The following is a 17311-nucleotide window of genomic DNA, read 5'->3' on the forward strand; positions in this document are numbered from 1 at the left end:
GGGCGCATCTTGGCAGGTTGCACGGGACGCAACAACCCGGAGACCCGCATGCCCCTTTTGACCGAAGCCGACGAGATTTCGCAGATCGCATTTGGATTCATGGGCTCGAAGGCGCTTTTCGCCGCGCTCGAGCTCGAGGTCTTTACCCATCTCGCCAAGGGCGCCATGACGGCCGGAGAGCTGGCCAAGGCCGCCGAGATGCACGAGGACCGCGCGATGACGCTGCTCACGGCGCTGGCGGGCATGGGGCTGGTGGCGGTCGAGGAGGGGTGCTTTTCCAACGCGCCCGCCGCCGAGGCCTTTCTGGTCCAGGGGGCGAAATACGATTTCTCGGATTACCTGCGCCTGCAGGTCGGCAAGCAGATGTACCCGCTGATGGAACAGCTGGAGGGCGCGCTGTCGGGCGAAATGAGCGATGAGGACACCGCGTCCTATGCCGACTGGTTCTCGGATCCGGACGAGGCAAAGCTCTATTCCGAAAGCCAGCATGCCGGCTCGCTTGGCCCGGCGCGGCAACTGGCCCGCTCGCTGGACCTGACCGGCAAGACAAAGATGCTGGACGTGGGCGGTGGCACGGCGGCCTTCGACATCACCCTCTGCCAGAAGAACCCCGGGCTGAAAGCCACGGTGCTGGAGTTTCCCAATGTCGCGGCGCTGGGACGGGGCTACGTCGAAAAGGCGGGCCTGTCGGACCGGATCAGCTACCTGGACGGCAACGCGCTGGAAACGCCCTGGCCCGAGGGGCAGGACGTGGTGTTGATGTCATACCTCTTTTCCGGCGTCCCCGGGGAGACCCACGCCGGGCTCATCGCGCAGGCCTTCAAGGTGCTCAACCCCGGCGGTATGGTGCTGATCCATGATTTCATCGTCAACGAGGACCGCACCGGCCCCGGTCTTGCCGCTCTCTGGCAGTTGCAGCACACGGCCTTTACCCCCGAGGCGCGCTCGCTGGATGTGGGCTGGCTGGAAGGGGCGCTGGCCGCGGCGGGCTTCCAGGACGTGAGCGTCGGTGCGATGATCCCGGAGATGACCATGTTGGCGCAGGGCAAAAAGCCCTGACGCTTTTGCGCCCGCACCCCATTGCGGCGGTGCGGGCGAGCGGTTATAGACAGCCGCGAAGCACCCGTAGCTCAGCTGGATAGAGCGCTGCCCTCCGAAGGCAGAGGCCATAGGTTCGAATCCTATCGGGTGCGCCATTAAATCAATAGTTTAGCGTCTCGTGTCCGCTGACGTATGTAATGCGTATGGAAAACGCGGGTGCAGATTTCACGTTTTGGGGGCAAAGATTAATCTCAGCGCCTAGCAACGCAGCGCCGAAATTTTGAACCAAACGCGAACCATTTCCGTAAGTTTGCGGAGGTCCCAAGGCGTGAAGCCGACTTGGCCGTCAGATCCATGCCAAATGATAGCTCTAGTGGATTGAACGCGACGAAGGAGGCCGAATTGGGATTCCATTCTGGCGTTGGCTGTACGAGTCATCCTGATGCACACAGGAATTTCTTTCTCGGTCTCAAGTAGGGATCGATCCCGGCTTGAGGCGGTCTTTTCGCACCCTTCTTCGCCCCAGAAGCATGTCCGGCGCTGCCGCATTGTACTTCTGAGCGCTGACGGTGCCGGAACAACGTCGATCATGGCAACCACGGCAAACTCCAAGACCTGTGTGTGGCGATGGCAAGAACGTTTTTTAGCCGAAGGCTTGGAGGGGCTGCTGCGGGAGAAGACACGACGCGGGGAACTCCTAGGGCGCCGGACGAGAAGGTGGGCGAAGTGATCCGCTTGACCCAGGAACCGCAGCCGCATGAGGCGACGCATTGCACGATCCGGGGGATGGGCAAGGCGCATGGGCTGAGCCCGCACCGCTGGCGTCAGTTCAAGCTGCCGAACGACCGGGCCTTCGCCGGGAAACTGCACGATGTGGTTGGGCTCTACGTCGCGCCACCCGCCCATGCGGTTGTGCTGTCGGTGGATGAAAAGTCGCAAGTACAGGCGCTTGACCGAACCCAGCCCGGCCTGCCACTAAAGAAAGGGCGCGGCCCGACCATGACCCACGATCACGCTCTTCGCGGCGCTCAAAGTGCTAGACGGATCGATCATCGGCCAGAACATGCAGCGCCACCGGCATCAGGAGTTCATCCGGTTCCTGAACCAGATCGAACGGGACGTCACCAAGGGCAAGGCCATCCACGTCGTCCTCGACAACTACTGTACCCACAAACCTTCCAAAGTGCGGGCCTAGCTGGTACGGCATCCGCGCTCGACGTTCCACTTCATCCCGACATCGTCATCCTGGCTGAACGCGGTGGAGGGGTTCTTTGCCAAACTAACCCGGCGCAGACACAAGCACGGCGTGTTCCACTCGGTCATCGACCTGCAGGCCGCAATCAACCGCTTCATCGCCGAATACAGCCGTGGCGATGAAGCAAGCTTTTTCTTCCTCCTGCGATGCCATGCAAAAGGGACAGATGCGGGCATGGGGCTCGCCATCCTTGAATTGCAGGCGCGGCACCATGCGCTTTCCGCACGATACACATTTGACGCGATCGTCTCTTGATCGACGTTCTCTGCGTTCATCCTGCTCCTCTCTGGCTCGCGCAACAGCTGTTTCTACGATCCGAACCTCGGCCGCTGCTTTGCCTCTCTTGGATGGCTTCAATGAGAAAGCTACGATGTCGCCTGGTCGAGGGGTATCGGGTCCAATCACGTCGGTTATATGGAAGAAATAATCTTGGAAATCATCATCGAGCGACTGTGTAATAAATCCGAATCCCTTACTCTCCGAAAACCACTTCACCTTTCCATGCATGCGCATCTATCCTGCCTCAGATTCATTGGGCCTATCGCGCAGTTTCACTAATGAATGCAATCCTTTTGCCATGACAGCTGCGTTTTGTCGGGTCGCGGATTCGTAGGCCGCGAGAATGTGGCGCGGCGTGGTGCCAGAAGCTTCCGCGCAGTCGCACCGTGCATCCGTTCAAGGTTGAATGAAAGAGCTGGGCGCGAGAGTCGCCGCTTCCTGCCAAAAGGGCACCTTGCCGCTCAGGGCCGGTCACGACGCCGAGTGCTTCGCTGCATGTGCAAAACGGGCACCGTCGGCCTCAGTCTAATTGGGCTCGTTGCTGACCTCGGATGCGACGCAGCATCAAGATGATCCGGCCTGCCGTATGAGGCAGAGACGGCCCAAACCGGACACTGATTAAGCTGCTCATTGCTGCATCGCAGCTTCCCTGAACCGGTCGTTGAAGGCAAACCCTCAAGTGTAAAATCCATTCAGATGCCCCGCAGGTGGCGACGTCGGACACTCGCAACTTTGTAGATCTATGCGAACACAGCCCAAGTAAGAACGAACTCTGGTTGAACTCCCCTTTTTTCTTGGTTAGCCAATCCGCGAAAAAGAATAGGGGCACTTGATATGTTTTCAGCCACTTACGTCACGGTGGGCTTCATTTTCATGATGGCGAGCGGCCTTGTTTTCGAGGTCGATAAGAAGTGGTTTCCGGAAGGCCTCAAACGCGCGATAGTGCTTACCGCGGTTCTTTGCGGCATCTATGTGTTTGCTGCAGGAGTTCACCTCTTGGGTGGTTGGGAAGAGCGCGTTGCCGGAATGTCTGAGGCTACTTCTGGCTCTGGCGGGCGTCGAGGAGGCTTCGTTGTCCTCTTCATCCGCTTTCTTCCGTTTGCCCTTATGGGCTTCTCCGCATACGCCCTGTTCTACCTGAGATATCCCGTTATCCGCATGATGAAAGGGGGCAAGGTTTAGGGTATGATCTCGGCCAGTAAACTCTAAGCGATTCCGTTGCTGACGGCCCTGAGCCGACCTCCGCCGTCAGATGCGATGCGGCAATGCAGCTTCACCAAGCCGGCCATTCATGCCATCGTGCAGCATGGTCTGGCAGGCCAAGGTCAGCAGTGCGGACCAATGCGGCCGTTTAGACATTTTTCAAAACCATCAAGGCCGAGCTGATTTGGCAGCGGCCATGGGCAACTAGGCGGCAAGCCGAGATGGCGATCGTCGAATACATCAATGGCTTCTACAATCCACGTCGAAGGCACTCAGCATTGGGTTGGAAAAGCCCGGTCGCCTTCGAACGGAAAGTGGCCTAAACGAGCACTTGGGGCGGCACAACTACGTGACAGGTCCAACATGATATACCTGACTTGCGAAGAAGCTCTTTTTGCGGGAGTATTTGTATTAAGCTCCTTATGCTGAGGCTTTGGCGTGGCGTGGGTTGGATTTAAGTCATTTAGAGTGAGGCGGTTTTGCAGGACGGGGAAGGCGGCGGGTCACAGGGCTTTTGTCGACACAGTGCGGGAAATCGCCGCGCTGGAGGCTTGGAACCACTGGGATGGCGAGCAGAGTGTCGCGCGCGACCTGCTGGCACGGCTCTTTCGCGCCTTGTCCGAAGCCGCAGAGGCGCTGCGGATCAACCGGGTCGATCGTTATGTTGAAAAAGATATCGACACCAGGGTTCAGCAGATCGGCCTCGGATTGGATACCCCCAACGGCCCGTTCTGGCCAGATTTCGACAGCGTTTCGGTCGAAGAAATTTTTGACGCCGCTTTCCTCGCGATGCGGATGCTGGACGAAAAACTGTTTCAGGAACCGTACGTGATCATGCCCGAGCTGCTGGACGAATTCGAAACTAAGTCAGGCTATTTCGTTTTGCCCTGCCGCAAGATCACCGGGGATCCCGAGCATATGACAGGACAGGGGTTGTCCCGGCGGGGGTTGCTCTATCACCGGATAGCTCCGGTGCAGCATGACGGTGTGCGGCTGGCCCTGAATGTGCATCCCGACGTCGGACTCACTCCAGGTCACCTGCCGTCGACACGCAAGGTCGGTGCTGCGGTCTTCTCGGACCTGCAGCTTGAGACGCGGCCAAGCGAGATCAACGCTCCCGGCAACTTTATCGTGACTGGGCTGACCGCCGATCCGCAACAGGAACAGGCGGTGACCGACCAATGCCGGGAAGCAGTCGCGGCTGGGTGTGACACGCTTGTCTGGCCGGAACTGACGATGCCGCCGGACCGGGTCGAGCAGGTGCGCCGCCTGTTGCGAGATAAACCTCTGGATGGTGATCGTCCGGCAGTGGTGGTCGCCGGGTCATGGCATGTGGAGGGCGACAAGCGGTTCCGCAACCGGGGGGAGGTGCTAGATGGCCGGGGCGAACGGATTCTCTGCTTCGACAAATGCCTGGCCTACATGGAACGGGGTACCTCCGAAGGCGGGGCCGAGGACATCGAGCCCGGCGAGACCGTGCAACTGCTGCTGGCCGAGGACGAGTTGATCGTCTTCATGATCTGCCTCGATTTCTGTCATGTGAACCGCCTTGCGCTTTTGGAGGCCTGTGATGCCTCTCTCGTGATCGTGCCGTCGATGGGCGAGGGATCAACCATCCGGGAACATACCGCGCGGGCGGCAGTGCTACAGACCACCAACAACACGCGGACGGTTGTGGTGCAACAGAGATTGAAACAGGCCGGACCGTCCAAAAACGCTTTGATCGGCTATATCTTGCCGGGTGCGGCCAAGCCGCTGAAATTCACGGAAAATGACACATTGACGTCGCGACGCTTTAGTTCATTTTACACTGAAGGCGAAAAACCACAGTAGTGATAAAGAGTTGTAAACAGTTATGAACGTATATAAGCTGTTCTCATCCATTCGGAGGCTTCTTTGACAAATACGCTTGAGAATATCGCGCGTGGAGAGGCAGACGCCTTCGCCGCCCGGTCAGAGATTGATCGCCATATCGAGGCAACCCGAGACTTCGCCAAACCCTATTCGGTGCTGCTGCGCTGGACTTGGCTAGCGTTGTCGGAGCGGCGCGCGGACGACGACCTGCGCCACTGGCACCGGCTGATCCTTGACGTCGCGGCACGGGCAGAACAGGGCAAACGCCCCTCTGTCAGCGCGCAGCCGGGGGTAGAGGAGTCGGGCGCCCATCTGGCCGAACGACTGCGCGCGCTGTCGGACTTGATCCGCGTATCCATCGGCATGCAAATGCGCCCGGACAAGGCGCGGCTGCTGACGCGCGCGCATGTTCCGGCGATTCTGCAGGCGCTGTACGACCGCCAGAACGAGGCGGTGGCCCGCACCGACTTGCTGCAGGCGGTGGAACTGAAAACTGCGAACCTGTCGCGCATACTGACGCTGCTAATCCTCGAAGGGTTGGTCGAACGGCAGGCTGACGGCCGCACCGCACGCTTCCGCATTACCGTCGAGGGCATCAAGCACCTGGTCGACCACAAGGCGCGCAGCGAGGCATCTGTGGAAAAACGCAGATCCACGCCCAGTGTATCAAAGCGACCAACCCGGCGCTTGAAAATGACAAACCTTCCGATGCCAGAACCGGATCTGGTGGAAGCTTTACGGGCCTATTTAGAAGGCGATAAGCAACCGGCGAAGCGACACGAACGGCAGGTCGGTCACACTTATCGGGCGACAGCGAACGTGAAAACGGTGGCTTCAGCGCAAGGCAAGATGCGAGTCAGCGGTGCCGACGCTACGGGGCCGTTGCTGCCTGCCCACAAGTTGCGCGGGCGTCCGGCAACGGGTGACGTTGCCGTTTCGCCGGCTCACGAGGCGTTAAAGAGCGGCGTTCAGATCGGCAAGCCGATCGAGTTGGACACGCTACCGTATCGACAGGATCTCCTGATCTCCGGGAACGAGCCGCATGGCCCCAAAACAGTTGACCCGGAATACACTGCGTTCGAAGCAATGCTGCCCACGCACAGCCCAGCAAAATCCGCCGACGGCTGACGCCCGTGAACAGGAGGGCCCGGAATGGCCGAAGAAGTAGAACAAGAAGCGACCGCCAAGGAGGAAACCCCGGGATTGTCACTGAGCGGCGTGTTGGCCGACCAGCTCTATGTGCTCAGCAGCTCGAGCATCGTGTTGACCACGACATTTGCACAGTCGAGCGAGGGCGGACCGGTCCTGCTGCCGCTGGCGGACTGGCGGATGCTGGGCCACGCGGTGGGCGAGGAACCCGACCAGGAAATCGCCTTTGAAGCGCTTTTGCCGCTGGACAATATTGCGTTCCTGCTGCGGGACATGAGCGGAGAATTCCGCGAAGCGGTGGAAAATCTTGAAGCCATGACATCGGGCGCGCTGAACCTGTCTCAGATCGACACCACGCGCATGCGCGGATGGTTGTGTGACGTCGCGGAACAAGTGGAATCCGCTGTCGCGTCCCTCGACCGGATGGGGCTGGCGAACGATTGAACTGCAGTTCCTGGCGGCTGTCTGTTCAATTGACGCCACGACCAAGCGAATGGTGACAGCACCCGATCACGTAGTGGCTGATTGCGTCGCGTACTCGTTGGAACCAGCAGGCTTTGCTTGACACGAGAAGGCAAGTTTGCGTGCGATATAAGGCTAGAATGTCCGAAAACCGTGAAGTTACTCGCTCTTGGCCCAAAAGTGGACATTCTCTGCGGCAATTATAAACTGCCGCAAATGGCCGGGCACGTCTCGCAGTACGACCATCGTTTGCTCTGCTGAGGGTTGAATGGCCGCTTTTGTAATGCGGGCGCGGAATCTGCGCAGACGCAGCTAAAGTCGGCTCTCCGCCGATTCCGTGGAAAAACACCTGCTCGCGACCGCAGCAATTCCCCGCCTGAGACGGCCGTGAATGCCTTTCCTGTCAGGCTTTCCGCGGTTGCTGCGGTGCGGGAACGATCTTGGCCAGCTTGCGGAGGTTCTGGGCGGTGGCGGCGAGGAGGAATTCGTCATTTGCGCCGCATGGGCAGCGTAGTCGGAGCCGTCCCAGGCCGAGTATTCGCTTGAGGTGCGCAAAGAGCATCTCGACCTTCTTTCGCAGCTTCATCGAGATCAGGTATTGGTCGGTCTTGGAGATGTCGCGGGCAACCTGTCGGGCGTCTTCATGTTCCTCGCGGGTGATCTTGCGAGCATCCGCGTTCGGGCAGCACATGGCCTTGGATGGGCAGGCTTGGCAGACCTCTTTCAGGGCGCGATAGCGGGCGGTCCCCTTGCCGGTCGGTCCACGGGTGGAGTCGGAATAGTTTCGGCGGAACTGCTTTAGCTCGTGCCCCGCGGGGCAGATGTATTTGTCGTTCTCTGCATCCCACTCGAAGTCGGCGCGGGTCCAGATCCCGTCATTGCGCCCCGACTTGTCGATGACGGGGATATGCGGGGCGATCTTGCGATCGACCAGCCAGCCCAGCATCGGCCCGGTGCCGTATGCGGTGTCCGCGATCAGGCGTTCAGGGTGAAGGTCGAAATTGGCCTTCACCCGCCTGAGCATGGTCTTGGTTGATCCCACTTCGGCCTGCCGGATCGACCTTGTCGCCTCCACGTCCACGATGACACCATGGTCCGTGTCGATCAGGTAATTGTCAGAATAGCTGAAGAATGCCGGGCCTTTCCGGGCCGCGGTCCACTGGCTCGCCGGGTCGGAATGCGAGGTGAACTTGGGCTGGACCTCGCTTGCTGCGCCGAATGCGGCGTCGTCCAACACGTCCAGATACTCGCGAACGGCCCGGGGCGCATCAGCGGGATCGATCTGCCCGACGTCCCAGTCCTCCTTCGGCGATGAGTTCTGCTTGTTCGAATCCGCTTCGATAAGGCTGGCATCAACTGCCATGCGCTGGCCGCTAACCAGCCCCTCGTCGATGCACCGGGCCACGGTCGTCTCGAACAGATGCCGCAACAGCTCGCTGTCCCGGAACCGGCCGTGCCGGTTCTTCGAAAAGGTCGAGTGATCCGGGACCCGGTCGCTGAGGTCTAGGCGGCAGAACCACCGGTATGCGAGGTTCAGATGAACCTCCTCGCAGAGCCGCCGTTCCGACCGGATGCCGAAGCAATACCCCACCAACAGCATGCGGATCAGCAACTCTGGATCGACAGACGGGCGACCCGTATGGCTGTAGAAATCGGCAAGGTAAGCGCGGATGCCGGACAGATCCACGAACCGGTCAATCGAGCGCAGAAGGTGATCTGGCGGGACATGATCTTCCAGCGAGAACTCGTAGAACAGCGCCGGCTGCGCCTCCTGCCGCGGTCCCATCATTGCCGATCCTCCAACCCAGTGTGGGAATTGAATCAGCCAGAGGCACCTCGATCAAGCACGAGCTTTTCAACGGAATAAGCCCACCTGCCTATGATCTTCGCGGTCGCAGCGAGGGCCGAGCACCCTTGGAGAATGGCACGAATGTCCGCTTAGCAGCCCTACGCGAGCAGTTCGCATGAGCCGCGAACGACGGTTCGAGTTGTCTGATTCAATCCACTAGAACATCCGAGGCAAACGAGGTTTTCTGTCGGCTCCTTGCATCTGCATGCATTGGCAAAGTAGCGTCAGGCAATATTCCTTTTTGTGAGCAGTTGGGTGTGGCAGATGGACAAGCGGAGTTTGAGCGAGCGCGATATCTGCACGAAGTTCATCACCCCGGCCCTTGTCTCTGCTGGGTGGAACATCACGACCCAGATCCGCGAAGAGGTCAGCTTCACCAAAGGCCGTATCATCGTGCGGGGCAAGATGGTCAGCCGTGGTGAGGGAAAACGGGCTGACTACATCCTCTCTGCCAAGCCCAATATACCAATCGCGATCATCGAAGCGAAGGACAACAAGCAACCCATCGGTGGTGGGATACAGCAGGCCCTGGGCTATGCCGAAACGCTGGATATCCCGTTCGTGTTTTCTTCGAATGGTGACGGCTTCGTTTTCCACGACCGAACGGGCACGTCATCCGAGGTTGAACAGACCTTGGGATTGGATGAGTTTCCCAGCCTTGAGGAGCTTTGGCACCGCTACAAGGTTTGGAAGGGCCTGACCGACGCGGAAGAACAAGTTGCACTTCAGGACTACCACGACGACGGATCGGGCAAGGAGCCGCGCTACTATCAGGTCAAGGCCATCAACAAGACGATGGAGGCGATCGCCAAAGGGCAAGATCGGGTGTTGCTCGTCATGGCGACCGGGACGGGCAAGACCTATACGGCGTTTCAGATCATCTGGCGCTTTCGCAATGCCTTCCCGGGGAAACGTGTGCTGTTCCTGGCCGATCGCAACGTGCTGATCGACCAGACCATGGTCAACGATTTCCGGCCGTTCAGCGGCAAGATGGCGAAACTGTCGACGCAGTCGAAGACCATCGAGCGTCCTGACGGCACCAAGGAAAGCGTGCCCCTCGCGCTGGACAAAAAGCGCCGGATCGACTCGTCTTACGAGATTTACCTTGGGCTGTATCAGGCGATCACCGGGCCGAACGAGAGCCAGAAGATCTACCGGGAATTTTCCAAGGACTTCTTCGACCTGATCATCATTGACGAATGTCACCGGGGCAGCGCATCGGCGGACTCAGCCTGGCGCGAGATCCTCGATCACTTCTCATCCGCCGTGCAGATCGGCCTGACGGCGACGCCGAAAGAAACCGAATACGCCTCGAACATCGATTACTTCGGCGCTCCGGTCTACAGCTACACCTTGAAGCAAGGCATCCGCGACGGTTTCCTCGCGCCCTACAAGGTCATCAAGGTCCATATCGACCGCGACGTGCAGGGGTATCGTCCCGAGAAGGGGCAGTTGGATCGCGACGGCGAGGAGGTCGAGGATCGCATCTACAACGCCAAGGACTTCGATCGAACCGTGGTGCTGGACGACCGGACCAAGCTCGTCGCGAAGAAGGTGACCGAGTTCCTGCGCGAAAGCGGAGATCCCATGGCGAAGACTATTGTGTTCTGCGTGGATCAGGAACACGCGGCACGCATGAGGCAGGCCTTGATCAACGAGAATGCCGACCTCGTCGCGAAAAACGCGCGCTATGTCATGCGCATCACCGGGAACGACAAGGAAGGGATCGATCAACTCGGAAACTTCATCGACCCCGAGGCTTCCTACCCCGTGATCGTCACGACTTCCAAGCTGCTGTCCACCGGTGTCGATGCCCAGACCTGTCGCTTGATCGTCCTCGATCGCGAAGTCGGGTCGATGACCGAATTCAAGCAGATCGTCGGGCGCGGAACGCGCGTGCACGAGGACACCCGTAAACTGTTCTTCACGCTGATGGATTTCCGTGGGGCGTCGAGCCACTTCGCCGATCCCGACTTCGACGGCGAACCGGTCCAGATCTACCAGCCCGGGCCGGACGATCCTGTGACCCCACCGGACGAGACCCCAACCAACAATGATGACACCTCGATCCCGGATGACATCGGTGAGAACGAGACCGTTCTGATCGATCCGCGCAACGTCACCATCACAAGCGACACCAGCACCGGCCCGCGCCCCAAGGCCTACATCGACGGCGTGGGGGCGGATATCGTGGCCGAGCGCGTCGAATACCTCGACGAAAACGGGAAGCTCGTGACAGAGTCCCTACGCGACTACACACGCAAGGCCATGCGCCAGCACTTCACCAGTCTCGACGATTTTCTACGCCGCTGGAAGCAGACCGAGCGCAAGAACGCCCTGATCGAAGAACTGGCCGAAGAAGGGCTGCCCCTCGACGTGATCGCCGACGAACTGGGCCTCGACCTCGATCCCTTCGACCTGATCTGCCACGTCGCCTTCGATGCCAAGCCGCTGACCCGCAAGGAGCGCGCCGAGAACGTCAAGAAACGCGATGTCTTCACCAAATACGGCCCACAGGCACGTGCAGTCCTCGAAGCCCTGCTCGAGAAATACTCCGACGACGGCGTCATCAGCATCGATGACCCCAAGATCCTGAAAATCAATCCCTTCTCAGGTATGGGCACCGAGGTTGAACTGATCCGGGCTTTCGGTAAGAAACCGGACTACATCCGCGCCGTGCATGAAATGCAGGCCGCGCTCTACGAAGAAAGTGCTTAACCAATGTCCGTCCGCAACCTCGTCAAATCCATCCAGGACATCATGCGTAAGGACACCGGCGTCGACGGTGACGCGCAGCGCATGTCGCAGCTGGTCTGGATGTTCTTCCTCAAGATCATGGACGATCAGGACGAGGCGCTGGAAATCACGCTGGACGACTACACCTCGCCCATCCCCGAGGACCTGCAATGGCGCTCTTGGGCGGCCGATCCCGAGGGCATCACCGGCGACAGCCTGCTGGCCTTCGTCAATGACGAGCTCTTCACGCGCCTCAAGATCCTGTCGCCCCAGAAAGGCCCCCGCGCCAAGGTCGTGCGCGACGTCTTCGAGGACGCCTACAACTACATGAAATCCGGCCAGCTCATGCGGCAGGTGATCAACAAGATCAACGAGGTCGACTTCAACAATCTGTCCGAGCGCCAGCACTTCGGCGACATCTACGAACAGCTGCTGAACGACCTCCAGAACGCGGGCAACGCCGGCGAATACTATACGCCCCGCGCCGTCACCGCCTTTATGGTGCAGCAGGTGGACCCGAAGCCCGGCGAAATCCTCATGGACCCGGCCTGCGGCACCGGTGGCTTCCTGACCTGCGCCATGCGCCACATGCGCGATACCCACATCAAGCGCCCCGAGGACGAGACGCTGATGCAGGCCTCCCTGCGCGCCGTCGAGAAGAAACCGCTCCCCCACATGCTCTGCGTCACCAATATGCTGCTGCACGGGGTGGAGGAGCCGTCCTGGGTACGCCATGACAACACGCTCGCCCGCCCACTGGTCAGCTGGGGACAGGCGGACAAGGTCGACATCGTCCTGTCCAACCCGCCCTTCGGCGGCAAGGAGGAGGACGGGATCGAGAACAACTTCCCCACCTTCCGCACCCGCGAAACCGCCGACCTCTTCCTCGCCCTCATCATTCGCCTGCTCAAGGATACGGGCCGCGCCGCCGTGGTCCTGCCCGATGGCTCGCTCTTTGGCGAGGGCATCAAGACCCGGCTCAAGGAACACCTGCTTGAGGAATGCAACCTGCACACCATCGTGCGGCTGCCGAACTCGGTCTTCAAACCCTACGCCTCCATCGGCACCAACCTGCTGTTCTTTGAAAAGGGCACGCCTACGCAGGACATCTGGTATTGGGAACACCGCGTGCCAGAGACGCAGAAGGCCTATTCCATGACCAAGCCAATCCGGCTGGAGCATCTGGACGACTGCGCCGCATGGTGGGGCGGGCCGACCCGCGAGGGGCGGCAGGAAAGCGAGCGCGCCTGGAAGGTGTCGATCAACGAGATCCGCGAACGCGGCTTCAACCTCGACATCAAAAACCCGCATGTCGTCGAAGAGGACTGGGGCGACCCCGAGACCTTGCTGAACGACCTGACCAAGGCCGAGGCCTCGGTCGACAGTCTGCGGGCCGAGCTGAAAGAAATTCTGACGGAGGCATTGGCACGATGACCAAGCCCGCTTTTTCCGATTATGCCATTGGGCGACTCAGGGCTGCAAAAGCTGCCATGTTGGAGGACCGCGAAGTCAGCGAAATCCTCGAGGCAAAAGACAGTGTTCTGGCGCGCTACAGCCCCACGTTCCAGCCAAATCAAATCTCTCATATCGAAGAAGACGTCCTCCGGTCGTTCTTGTATTTCGAGAACAACAGGCACTGGACGGGACTAAACCGGCAAGTGAACCGCATCTGTGGTGACATGGCGACAACGCGCGTGGCGCTGACACATCTTGTGGACGAAAGCCGCCCAATTGCGGACCGCCTGCAGCCGGTTACCGATATCAGGGGCATGGGAAAAGGGATCATCACGGCAATCCTGCACGTTGCCTACCCCGACAGATACGGCGTCTGGAACAACACGTCCCATGCAGGGCTGATGGAACTGGGCTTGATGCCTGACATTCCCCGCGGCGCGCAATTCGGAACGCGGTTTGCCGCTGTAAATGAAGTCTTCGTGGCTTTGAGCCAGGTCCTCGACATTGATCTCTGGACCCTTGATGCCGCGTGGTGGTTCCTCAAGGACGACGACAACACCGATGACGATTATGACGACGAACCGTCTCCGGTGCAGGCACATACGGCAAAGCCCAACGTTGTCCGCGCAAAACGGTTCTCCCTCGAACGGCACCTGCACGACTACATGAGCGACAACTGGGACACGCTTGACCTTGCCCAAGACTGGGAAATCTACGCTCGGGATGGCGAACCGGATGCAGGCTACGAATTCGTCACCCCGGTCGGCCGCATCGACTTGCTGGCAAAGCACAAACGGGAACGGCGCTGGCTGGTGATCGAACTCAAACGCGAAAAATCCTCGGATGCAGTCGTCGGTCAGGTCTTGCGATACATAGGCTGGGTGCAACGCCACCTGATCGACTCTGGCGAAACGGTCGAGGGGCTTGTGGTCGCCACCGAAGGCGACCCACAGCTGCACTATGCGCTCGACGTTGTGCCGAAGGTATCTTTCAAATCCTATGAGGTCGAATTTCGCCTGAAGGATGGCCCGACCTTTGAAGAGTATCAGAAGCCATGAACGCGGAACGGTTGCTGGACGTCTACGAGCAGATCAGTGAGGCGCCGGATGCCATCGCCCGGCTGCGGCGCTTCGTGCTGGATCTGGCGGTGCGTGGGAAGCTGGTGGAGCAGGATGCGGACGATGAGCCGGCATCCACACTGATGAAAGCAGCAAAGGGTCTACAAACCAAGGAAGACGTCAAGATCAAAGCCGACCCATTGCAGCCCAACGAAACGCCCTTTCCGGCTCCGCTCGGGTGGCTCTGGACGCGTGTCGGTCTGATCGCTTTGCAGACAGGGTCCGGCAGCACCCCTCGCGGCGGAAAATCCGCATACGCCGACGAAGGCACGTCGTTTCTGAGGTCCCAGAATATCTACGACGATGGTCTCCGACTGGATGACGTGGTGTTCATTAACGACGAAACCAACCAGAAGATGAAGCGCACGCAGGTCAAGGCAAAGGACCTGCTGCTGAATATCACTGGCGGGTCGATCGGCCGCTGCACGCGCGTTCCCGACGAGTTCGCAGGCGCAAACGTCAGCCAGCACGTCGCGATCATTCGCACTGCCGCCCCTGGGACAGAAGACTACCTGCACCTTCTGGTCAGGTCACCATTTTTTCAGGAGTACGTAGTCGGAGAACAGACCGGCGCAGGGCGTGGTGGGCTACCGAAGAACCGTATGGACCGCATCCCAGTCCCGCTTCCCCCTCTCGCCGAACAGCACCGGATCGTCGCCAAGGTCGATGAGCTCATGGCGCTTTGTGATAGACTGGAGGAGGCCCGCAAGACGCGGGAGGAGGTGCGCGACAAGCTCACCGCCGCCAGCCTCGCCCGCCTGACCGCCTCGGACACCACGGCAGAGGACTTCCCCACCTACGCCGCCTTCGCCCTCGAGGCGCTCCCCGCCCTCACCACGCGCCCCGACCAGATCAAAACCCTCCGCCAAACCATCCTCAACCTCGCCGTCCGCGGCAAACTGGTAGAACAGGACCCGGCGGATGATCGTGACAATCAGGGCCTCTTACGTCCGGACAATGAGGCCGAGAGCTATGATAGCCGTTCATTCAATGACCGAGCCTCTCTTTTCACGCTGCCAGAAGGCTGGACTATCCAACCACTCTCACGCGTCGCCGAACGAATTGTGGATTGTCCGCACACGACGCCGAAGTGGACGGATTCTGGCGTCCTTTGCATCAAAACAAACCAAGTTCGCGCGGGATTGCTTGACTTGAGTGCGCCCAACTTCGTTAGCGAAGAAACCTACAGTATTCGAATTGAGCGCCTCACCCCGAAATCTGACGACATTCTTTACATCAGAGAAGGTGGAATTCTTGGCGTAGGCTGCCGCATTCCGAAAGATACCCGGCTCTGCATGGGGCAGCGCCTTATGCTGATCCGTGCAAACGGATCCGTTGCTCCGGCATTCCTCGAACTGTGCCTGAACTCGCCTTGGATAGCCGATTTTGCGGCCGAAAAGACGACTGGCGGAGCTGCGCCAAGAGTGAATATGGCATTGGTTCGAGGCTATCCGATCCCGGTGCCGCCCCTCGCCGAACAACACCGCATCGTGGCCAAGGTCGACACCCTCATGGCCCTTTGCGACCGGCTGGAGGCCGCCCTGACCACCGCCGACACCACCCGCACCCGTCTCCTCGGAGTCCTCCTCCACGAGGCGCTGGACCCCGCCACCGACACCCTGAAAGCCGCCGAATGAGCTTCCGCGTTCTTGATGCCCTGCCCATCCTCGTCCTGCGCTTCGGCGAAACAATCAACAAGGTGCCCAAAAACCGCAACGGACGCGAGGGTCTGGAAAACAAGAAGGTGATGGGTTTTCGAACGCCATCGGGAAAGGTCCTCGCCCTCGATATGGATGGTGAATTCGAGGAGGTGAAGATCTGGATCGAAGATACTTCTGCGCCACCGAAAATCAGCGGCATCGACATCCTCGCGCCGCGGGAAAGCCACGACCTCCACCGCAAGGAACTCGCACCGCTCAGCCGCAAAGCAGGCATCTATCTGAAGGCCGAGAACAAGGCCGCATTCGAGGCGCTGCTCTCATGGTATTCTTGAATCCTCGTCGTCCTTGTGTGGCCCTCTGCGACCGGCCGGAGGCCGCCCTCACCAACGCCGACACCACCCGCACCCGCCTCCTCGAAGCGCTCCTCCACGAGGCGCTGGACCTCGCCTCCGGCACCCTGAAAGCAGCCGAATGACAGAAGACGGCACCCCCTTCGAGATCGGCGCGGCGAACGTGCGATCCTGGGAAAAGGTGCGGCCCATCTTTCACGAGTATTTCCAATTCTGGCCCGACCATGAGGATCTGATCTGGGCCAAATCCGTTTGGCCTATCCTCGACGATGCCGGTTTCTTTGCAGACTTCGACGAAGAGGCCGATGCATGGGTCCGCAGAAACGTCCTCGCCCTGGCCATCTTGTACGCGGAATCCGCTGTGCGCTTCGGCACGCCGGATTACCAATGGTTGGACAAATTGGAGCGCGGATGGCTGACGGTTTTCTTCGGCTCGCGTGAGAACCTCGACGACACCCTGTGGGAGATCGGGAGCACGTTGTCGCAACACTACGACATCGACCATTGGAGCGAGGGCAACGCCGGCCTGTTCCTTCCCCTCATCCGCAGTTTGGTCACCGGCAGCGGCTTTCATACCGAAGGCCCCGAGCTTGATGCCTATCTCGAACGCGCATGGAAGCACCATCCGGATATGTGCGAGTTTCGGGAGGATGAATTACACCGGATGTGGGTCGGCGGGCATTTTTCCTCAGCACAGATGGCTTGTTTTCCCTGAGTAAACAGGGCCTCTGACATAGTGATTGAATACGTATCTTGTCGCCTGGCGGCTCAAACCTTCCAACAATAGGCTCTTCAAACGATCGCCGCATGTTGACCGGAACAAAAGCGAGGATCGAGGTATTTGGGTCGCGCTACATTTCCCACACTGTAGGACGACCGTTTGGTGCAGCAGCCGGACC

General features: G+C 59.6%; 13 protein-coding genes, 1 tRNA gene and 2 pseudogenes. 14 read left to right on the forward strand and 2 right to left on the reverse strand.

Annotated elements, in window-relative coordinates:
• The first annotated feature begins 48 nt into the window (after positions 1 to 48).
• From BLQ71_RS03810 to BLQ71_RS27190, 3 genes and pseudogenes are all read left to right on the forward strand, one after another.
• The gene (locus BLQ71_RS03810; RefSeq protein WP_074620768.1) at positions 49 to 1059 is read left to right on the forward strand and encodes a methyltransferase; all 1011 of its coding nucleotides are present in this window, start codon (positions 49 to 51) and stop codon (positions 1057 to 1059) included.
• 60 nt (positions 1060 to 1119) lie between these two features.
• A tRNA-Arg gene (locus BLQ71_RS03815) sits at positions 1120 to 1196 on the forward strand.
• A 287-nt stretch (positions 1197 to 1483) separates the two neighbouring features.
• A pseudogene (locus tag BLQ71_RS27190) lies at positions 1484 to 2410 on the forward strand (IS630 family transposase); the annotation flags it as partial.
• Here the strand turns inward: BLQ71_RS27190 and BLQ71_RS25705 are convergent.
• Positions 2321 to 2809 (reverse strand): cold shock domain-containing protein, encoded by a 489-nt coding sequence (locus tag BLQ71_RS25705; RefSeq protein ID WP_083342141.1) that lies wholly within the window; start codon positions 2807 to 2809, stop codon positions 2321 to 2323. The pseudogene BLQ71_RS27190 and the gene BLQ71_RS25705 sit on opposite strands and share 90 nt — an antisense overlap.
• Before the next feature lie 600 nt (positions 2810 to 3409).
• Here BLQ71_RS25705 and BLQ71_RS03835 point away from each other — a divergent pair.
• The 5 genes and pseudogenes from BLQ71_RS03835 to BLQ71_RS03855 all read left to right on the forward strand — a co-directional run bounded on the left by BLQ71_RS03835 (position 3410) and on the right by BLQ71_RS03855 (position 7225).
• The gene (locus tag BLQ71_RS03835; protein WP_074620770.1) at positions 3410 to 3757 is read left to right on the forward strand and encodes a hypothetical protein; all 348 of its coding nucleotides are present in this window, start codon (positions 3410 to 3412) and stop codon (positions 3755 to 3757) included.
• A gap of 173 nt (positions 3758 to 3930) precedes the next feature.
• Positions 3931 to 4101: pseudogene (locus BLQ71_RS03840) on the forward strand (IS3 family transposase); the annotation flags it as partial.
• A 202-nt stretch (positions 4102 to 4303) separates the two neighbouring features.
• Positions 4304 to 5611, forward strand: a complete 1308-nt coding sequence (locus BLQ71_RS03845; protein ID WP_074620771.1) for a carbon-nitrogen hydrolase family protein — start codon at positions 4304 to 4306, stop codon at positions 5609 to 5611.
• Positions 5612 to 5674: 63 nt separating this feature from the next.
• Complete coding sequence (locus tag BLQ71_RS03850; protein WP_074620772.1) at positions 5675 to 6760, forward strand: helix-turn-helix domain-containing protein; 1086 nt, start codon at positions 5675 to 5677, stop codon at positions 6758 to 6760.
• Between the two features lie 24 nt (positions 6761 to 6784).
• The gene (locus tag BLQ71_RS03855; protein WP_074620773.1) at positions 6785 to 7225 is read left to right on the forward strand and encodes a hypothetical protein; all 441 of its coding nucleotides are present in this window, start codon (positions 6785 to 6787) and stop codon (positions 7223 to 7225) included.
• A 421-nt stretch (positions 7226 to 7646) separates the two neighbouring features.
• Here the strand turns inward: BLQ71_RS03855 and BLQ71_RS03860 are convergent, their stop codons facing one another.
• Positions 7647 to 9032 carry an IS5/IS1182 family transposase gene (locus tag BLQ71_RS03860; protein WP_074620774.1) on the reverse strand — a complete coding sequence of 462 codons (1386 nt, stop codon included), beginning with the start codon at positions 9030 to 9032 and terminating at the stop codon, positions 7647 to 7649.
• 324 nt (positions 9033 to 9356) lie between these two features.
• On the opposite strand from BLQ71_RS03860, the gene hsdR reads away from it, so the two are divergent.
• The 6 genes from hsdR (at position 9357) to BLQ71_RS03890 (ending at position 17127) form a co-directional block, all read left to right on the forward strand.
• On the forward strand, positions 9357 to 11810 hold the full coding sequence (gene hsdR, locus BLQ71_RS03865; RefSeq protein WP_074620775.1) for an EcoAI/FtnUII family type I restriction enzme subunit R: 2454 nt from the start codon (positions 9357 to 9359) through the stop codon (positions 11808 to 11810).
• A gap of 3 nt (positions 11811 to 11813) precedes the next feature.
• A complete protein-coding gene (locus tag BLQ71_RS03870) occupies positions 11814 to 13262 on the forward strand; it encodes a class I SAM-dependent DNA methyltransferase (protein ID WP_074620776.1) in 1449 nt (482 codons plus the stop codon).
• The gene (locus BLQ71_RS03875; RefSeq protein WP_107992206.1) at positions 13259 to 14341 is read left to right on the forward strand and encodes an endonuclease NucS domain-containing protein; all 1083 of its coding nucleotides are present in this window, start codon (positions 13259 to 13261) and stop codon (positions 14339 to 14341) included. The genes BLQ71_RS03870 and BLQ71_RS03875 overlap by 4 nt, the downstream gene beginning before the upstream one ends.
• Positions 14338 to 16038 (forward strand): restriction endonuclease subunit S, encoded by a 1701-nt coding sequence (locus BLQ71_RS03880; protein ID WP_074620777.1) that lies wholly within the window; start codon positions 14338 to 14340, stop codon positions 16036 to 16038. The genes BLQ71_RS03875 and BLQ71_RS03880 overlap by 4 nt, the downstream gene beginning before the upstream one ends.
• Positions 16035 to 16394, forward strand: coding sequence for a hypothetical protein (locus BLQ71_RS03885; protein ID WP_074620778.1), 360 nt, complete (start codon positions 16035 to 16037; stop codon positions 16392 to 16394). The genes BLQ71_RS03880 and BLQ71_RS03885 overlap by 4 nt, the downstream gene beginning before the upstream one ends.
• 139 nt (positions 16395 to 16533) lie before the next feature.
• Positions 16534 to 17127, forward strand: coding sequence for a hypothetical protein (locus BLQ71_RS03890; protein WP_074620779.1), 594 nt, complete (start codon positions 16534 to 16536; stop codon positions 17125 to 17127).
• The last annotated feature ends 184 nt before the right edge of the window (positions 17128 to 17311 follow it).

The sequence above is a fragment of the Antarctobacter albus genome, from assembly GCF_900101505.1.
GTDB classification, from domain to species: Bacteria; Pseudomonadota; Alphaproteobacteria; order Rhodobacterales; family Rhodobacteraceae; genus Antarctobacter; species Antarctobacter albus.

Excerpts from the sequence above, each read along its gene's own strand:
- BLQ71_RS03890 (WP_074620779.1), top strand. The coding sequence starts at position 16,534 with ATGACAGAAGACGGCACCCCCTTCGAGATCGGCGCGGCGAACGTGCGA.
- BLQ71_RS03835 (WP_074620770.1), top strand. The coding sequence starts at position 3,410 with ATGTTTTCAGCCACTTACGTCACGGTGGGCTTCATTTTCATGATGGCG.
- BLQ71_RS03870 (WP_074620776.1), top strand. The coding sequence starts at position 11,814 with ATGTCCGTCCGCAACCTCGTCAAATCCATCCAGGACATCATGCGTAAG.
- BLQ71_RS03875 (WP_107992206.1), top strand. The coding sequence starts at position 13,259 with ATGACCAAGCCCGCTTTTTCCGATTATGCCATTGGGCGACTCAGGGCT.
- BLQ71_RS03885 (WP_074620778.1), top strand. The coding sequence starts at position 16,035 with ATGAGCTTCCGCGTTCTTGATGCCCTGCCCATCCTCGTCCTGCGCTTC.
- BLQ71_RS25705 (WP_083342141.1), bottom strand. The coding sequence starts at position 2,809 with ATGCGCATGCATGGAAAGGTGAAGTGGTTTTCGGAGAGTAAGGGATTC.
- BLQ71_RS03860 (WP_074620774.1), bottom strand. The coding sequence starts at position 9,032 with ATGATGGGACCGCGGCAGGAGGCGCAGCCGGCGCTGTTCTACGAGTTC.
- BLQ71_RS03880 (WP_074620777.1), top strand. The coding sequence starts at position 14,338 with ATGAACGCGGAACGGTTGCTGGACGTCTACGAGCAGATCAGTGAGGCG.
- BLQ71_RS03855 (WP_074620773.1), top strand. The coding sequence starts at position 6,785 with ATGGCCGAAGAAGTAGAACAAGAAGCGACCGCCAAGGAGGAAACCCCG.
- hsdR (WP_074620775.1), top strand. The coding sequence starts at position 9,357 with ATGGACAAGCGGAGTTTGAGCGAGCGCGATATCTGCACGAAGTTCATC.
- BLQ71_RS03810 (WP_074620768.1), top strand. The coding sequence starts at position 49 with ATGCCCCTTTTGACCGAAGCCGACGAGATTTCGCAGATCGCATTTGGA.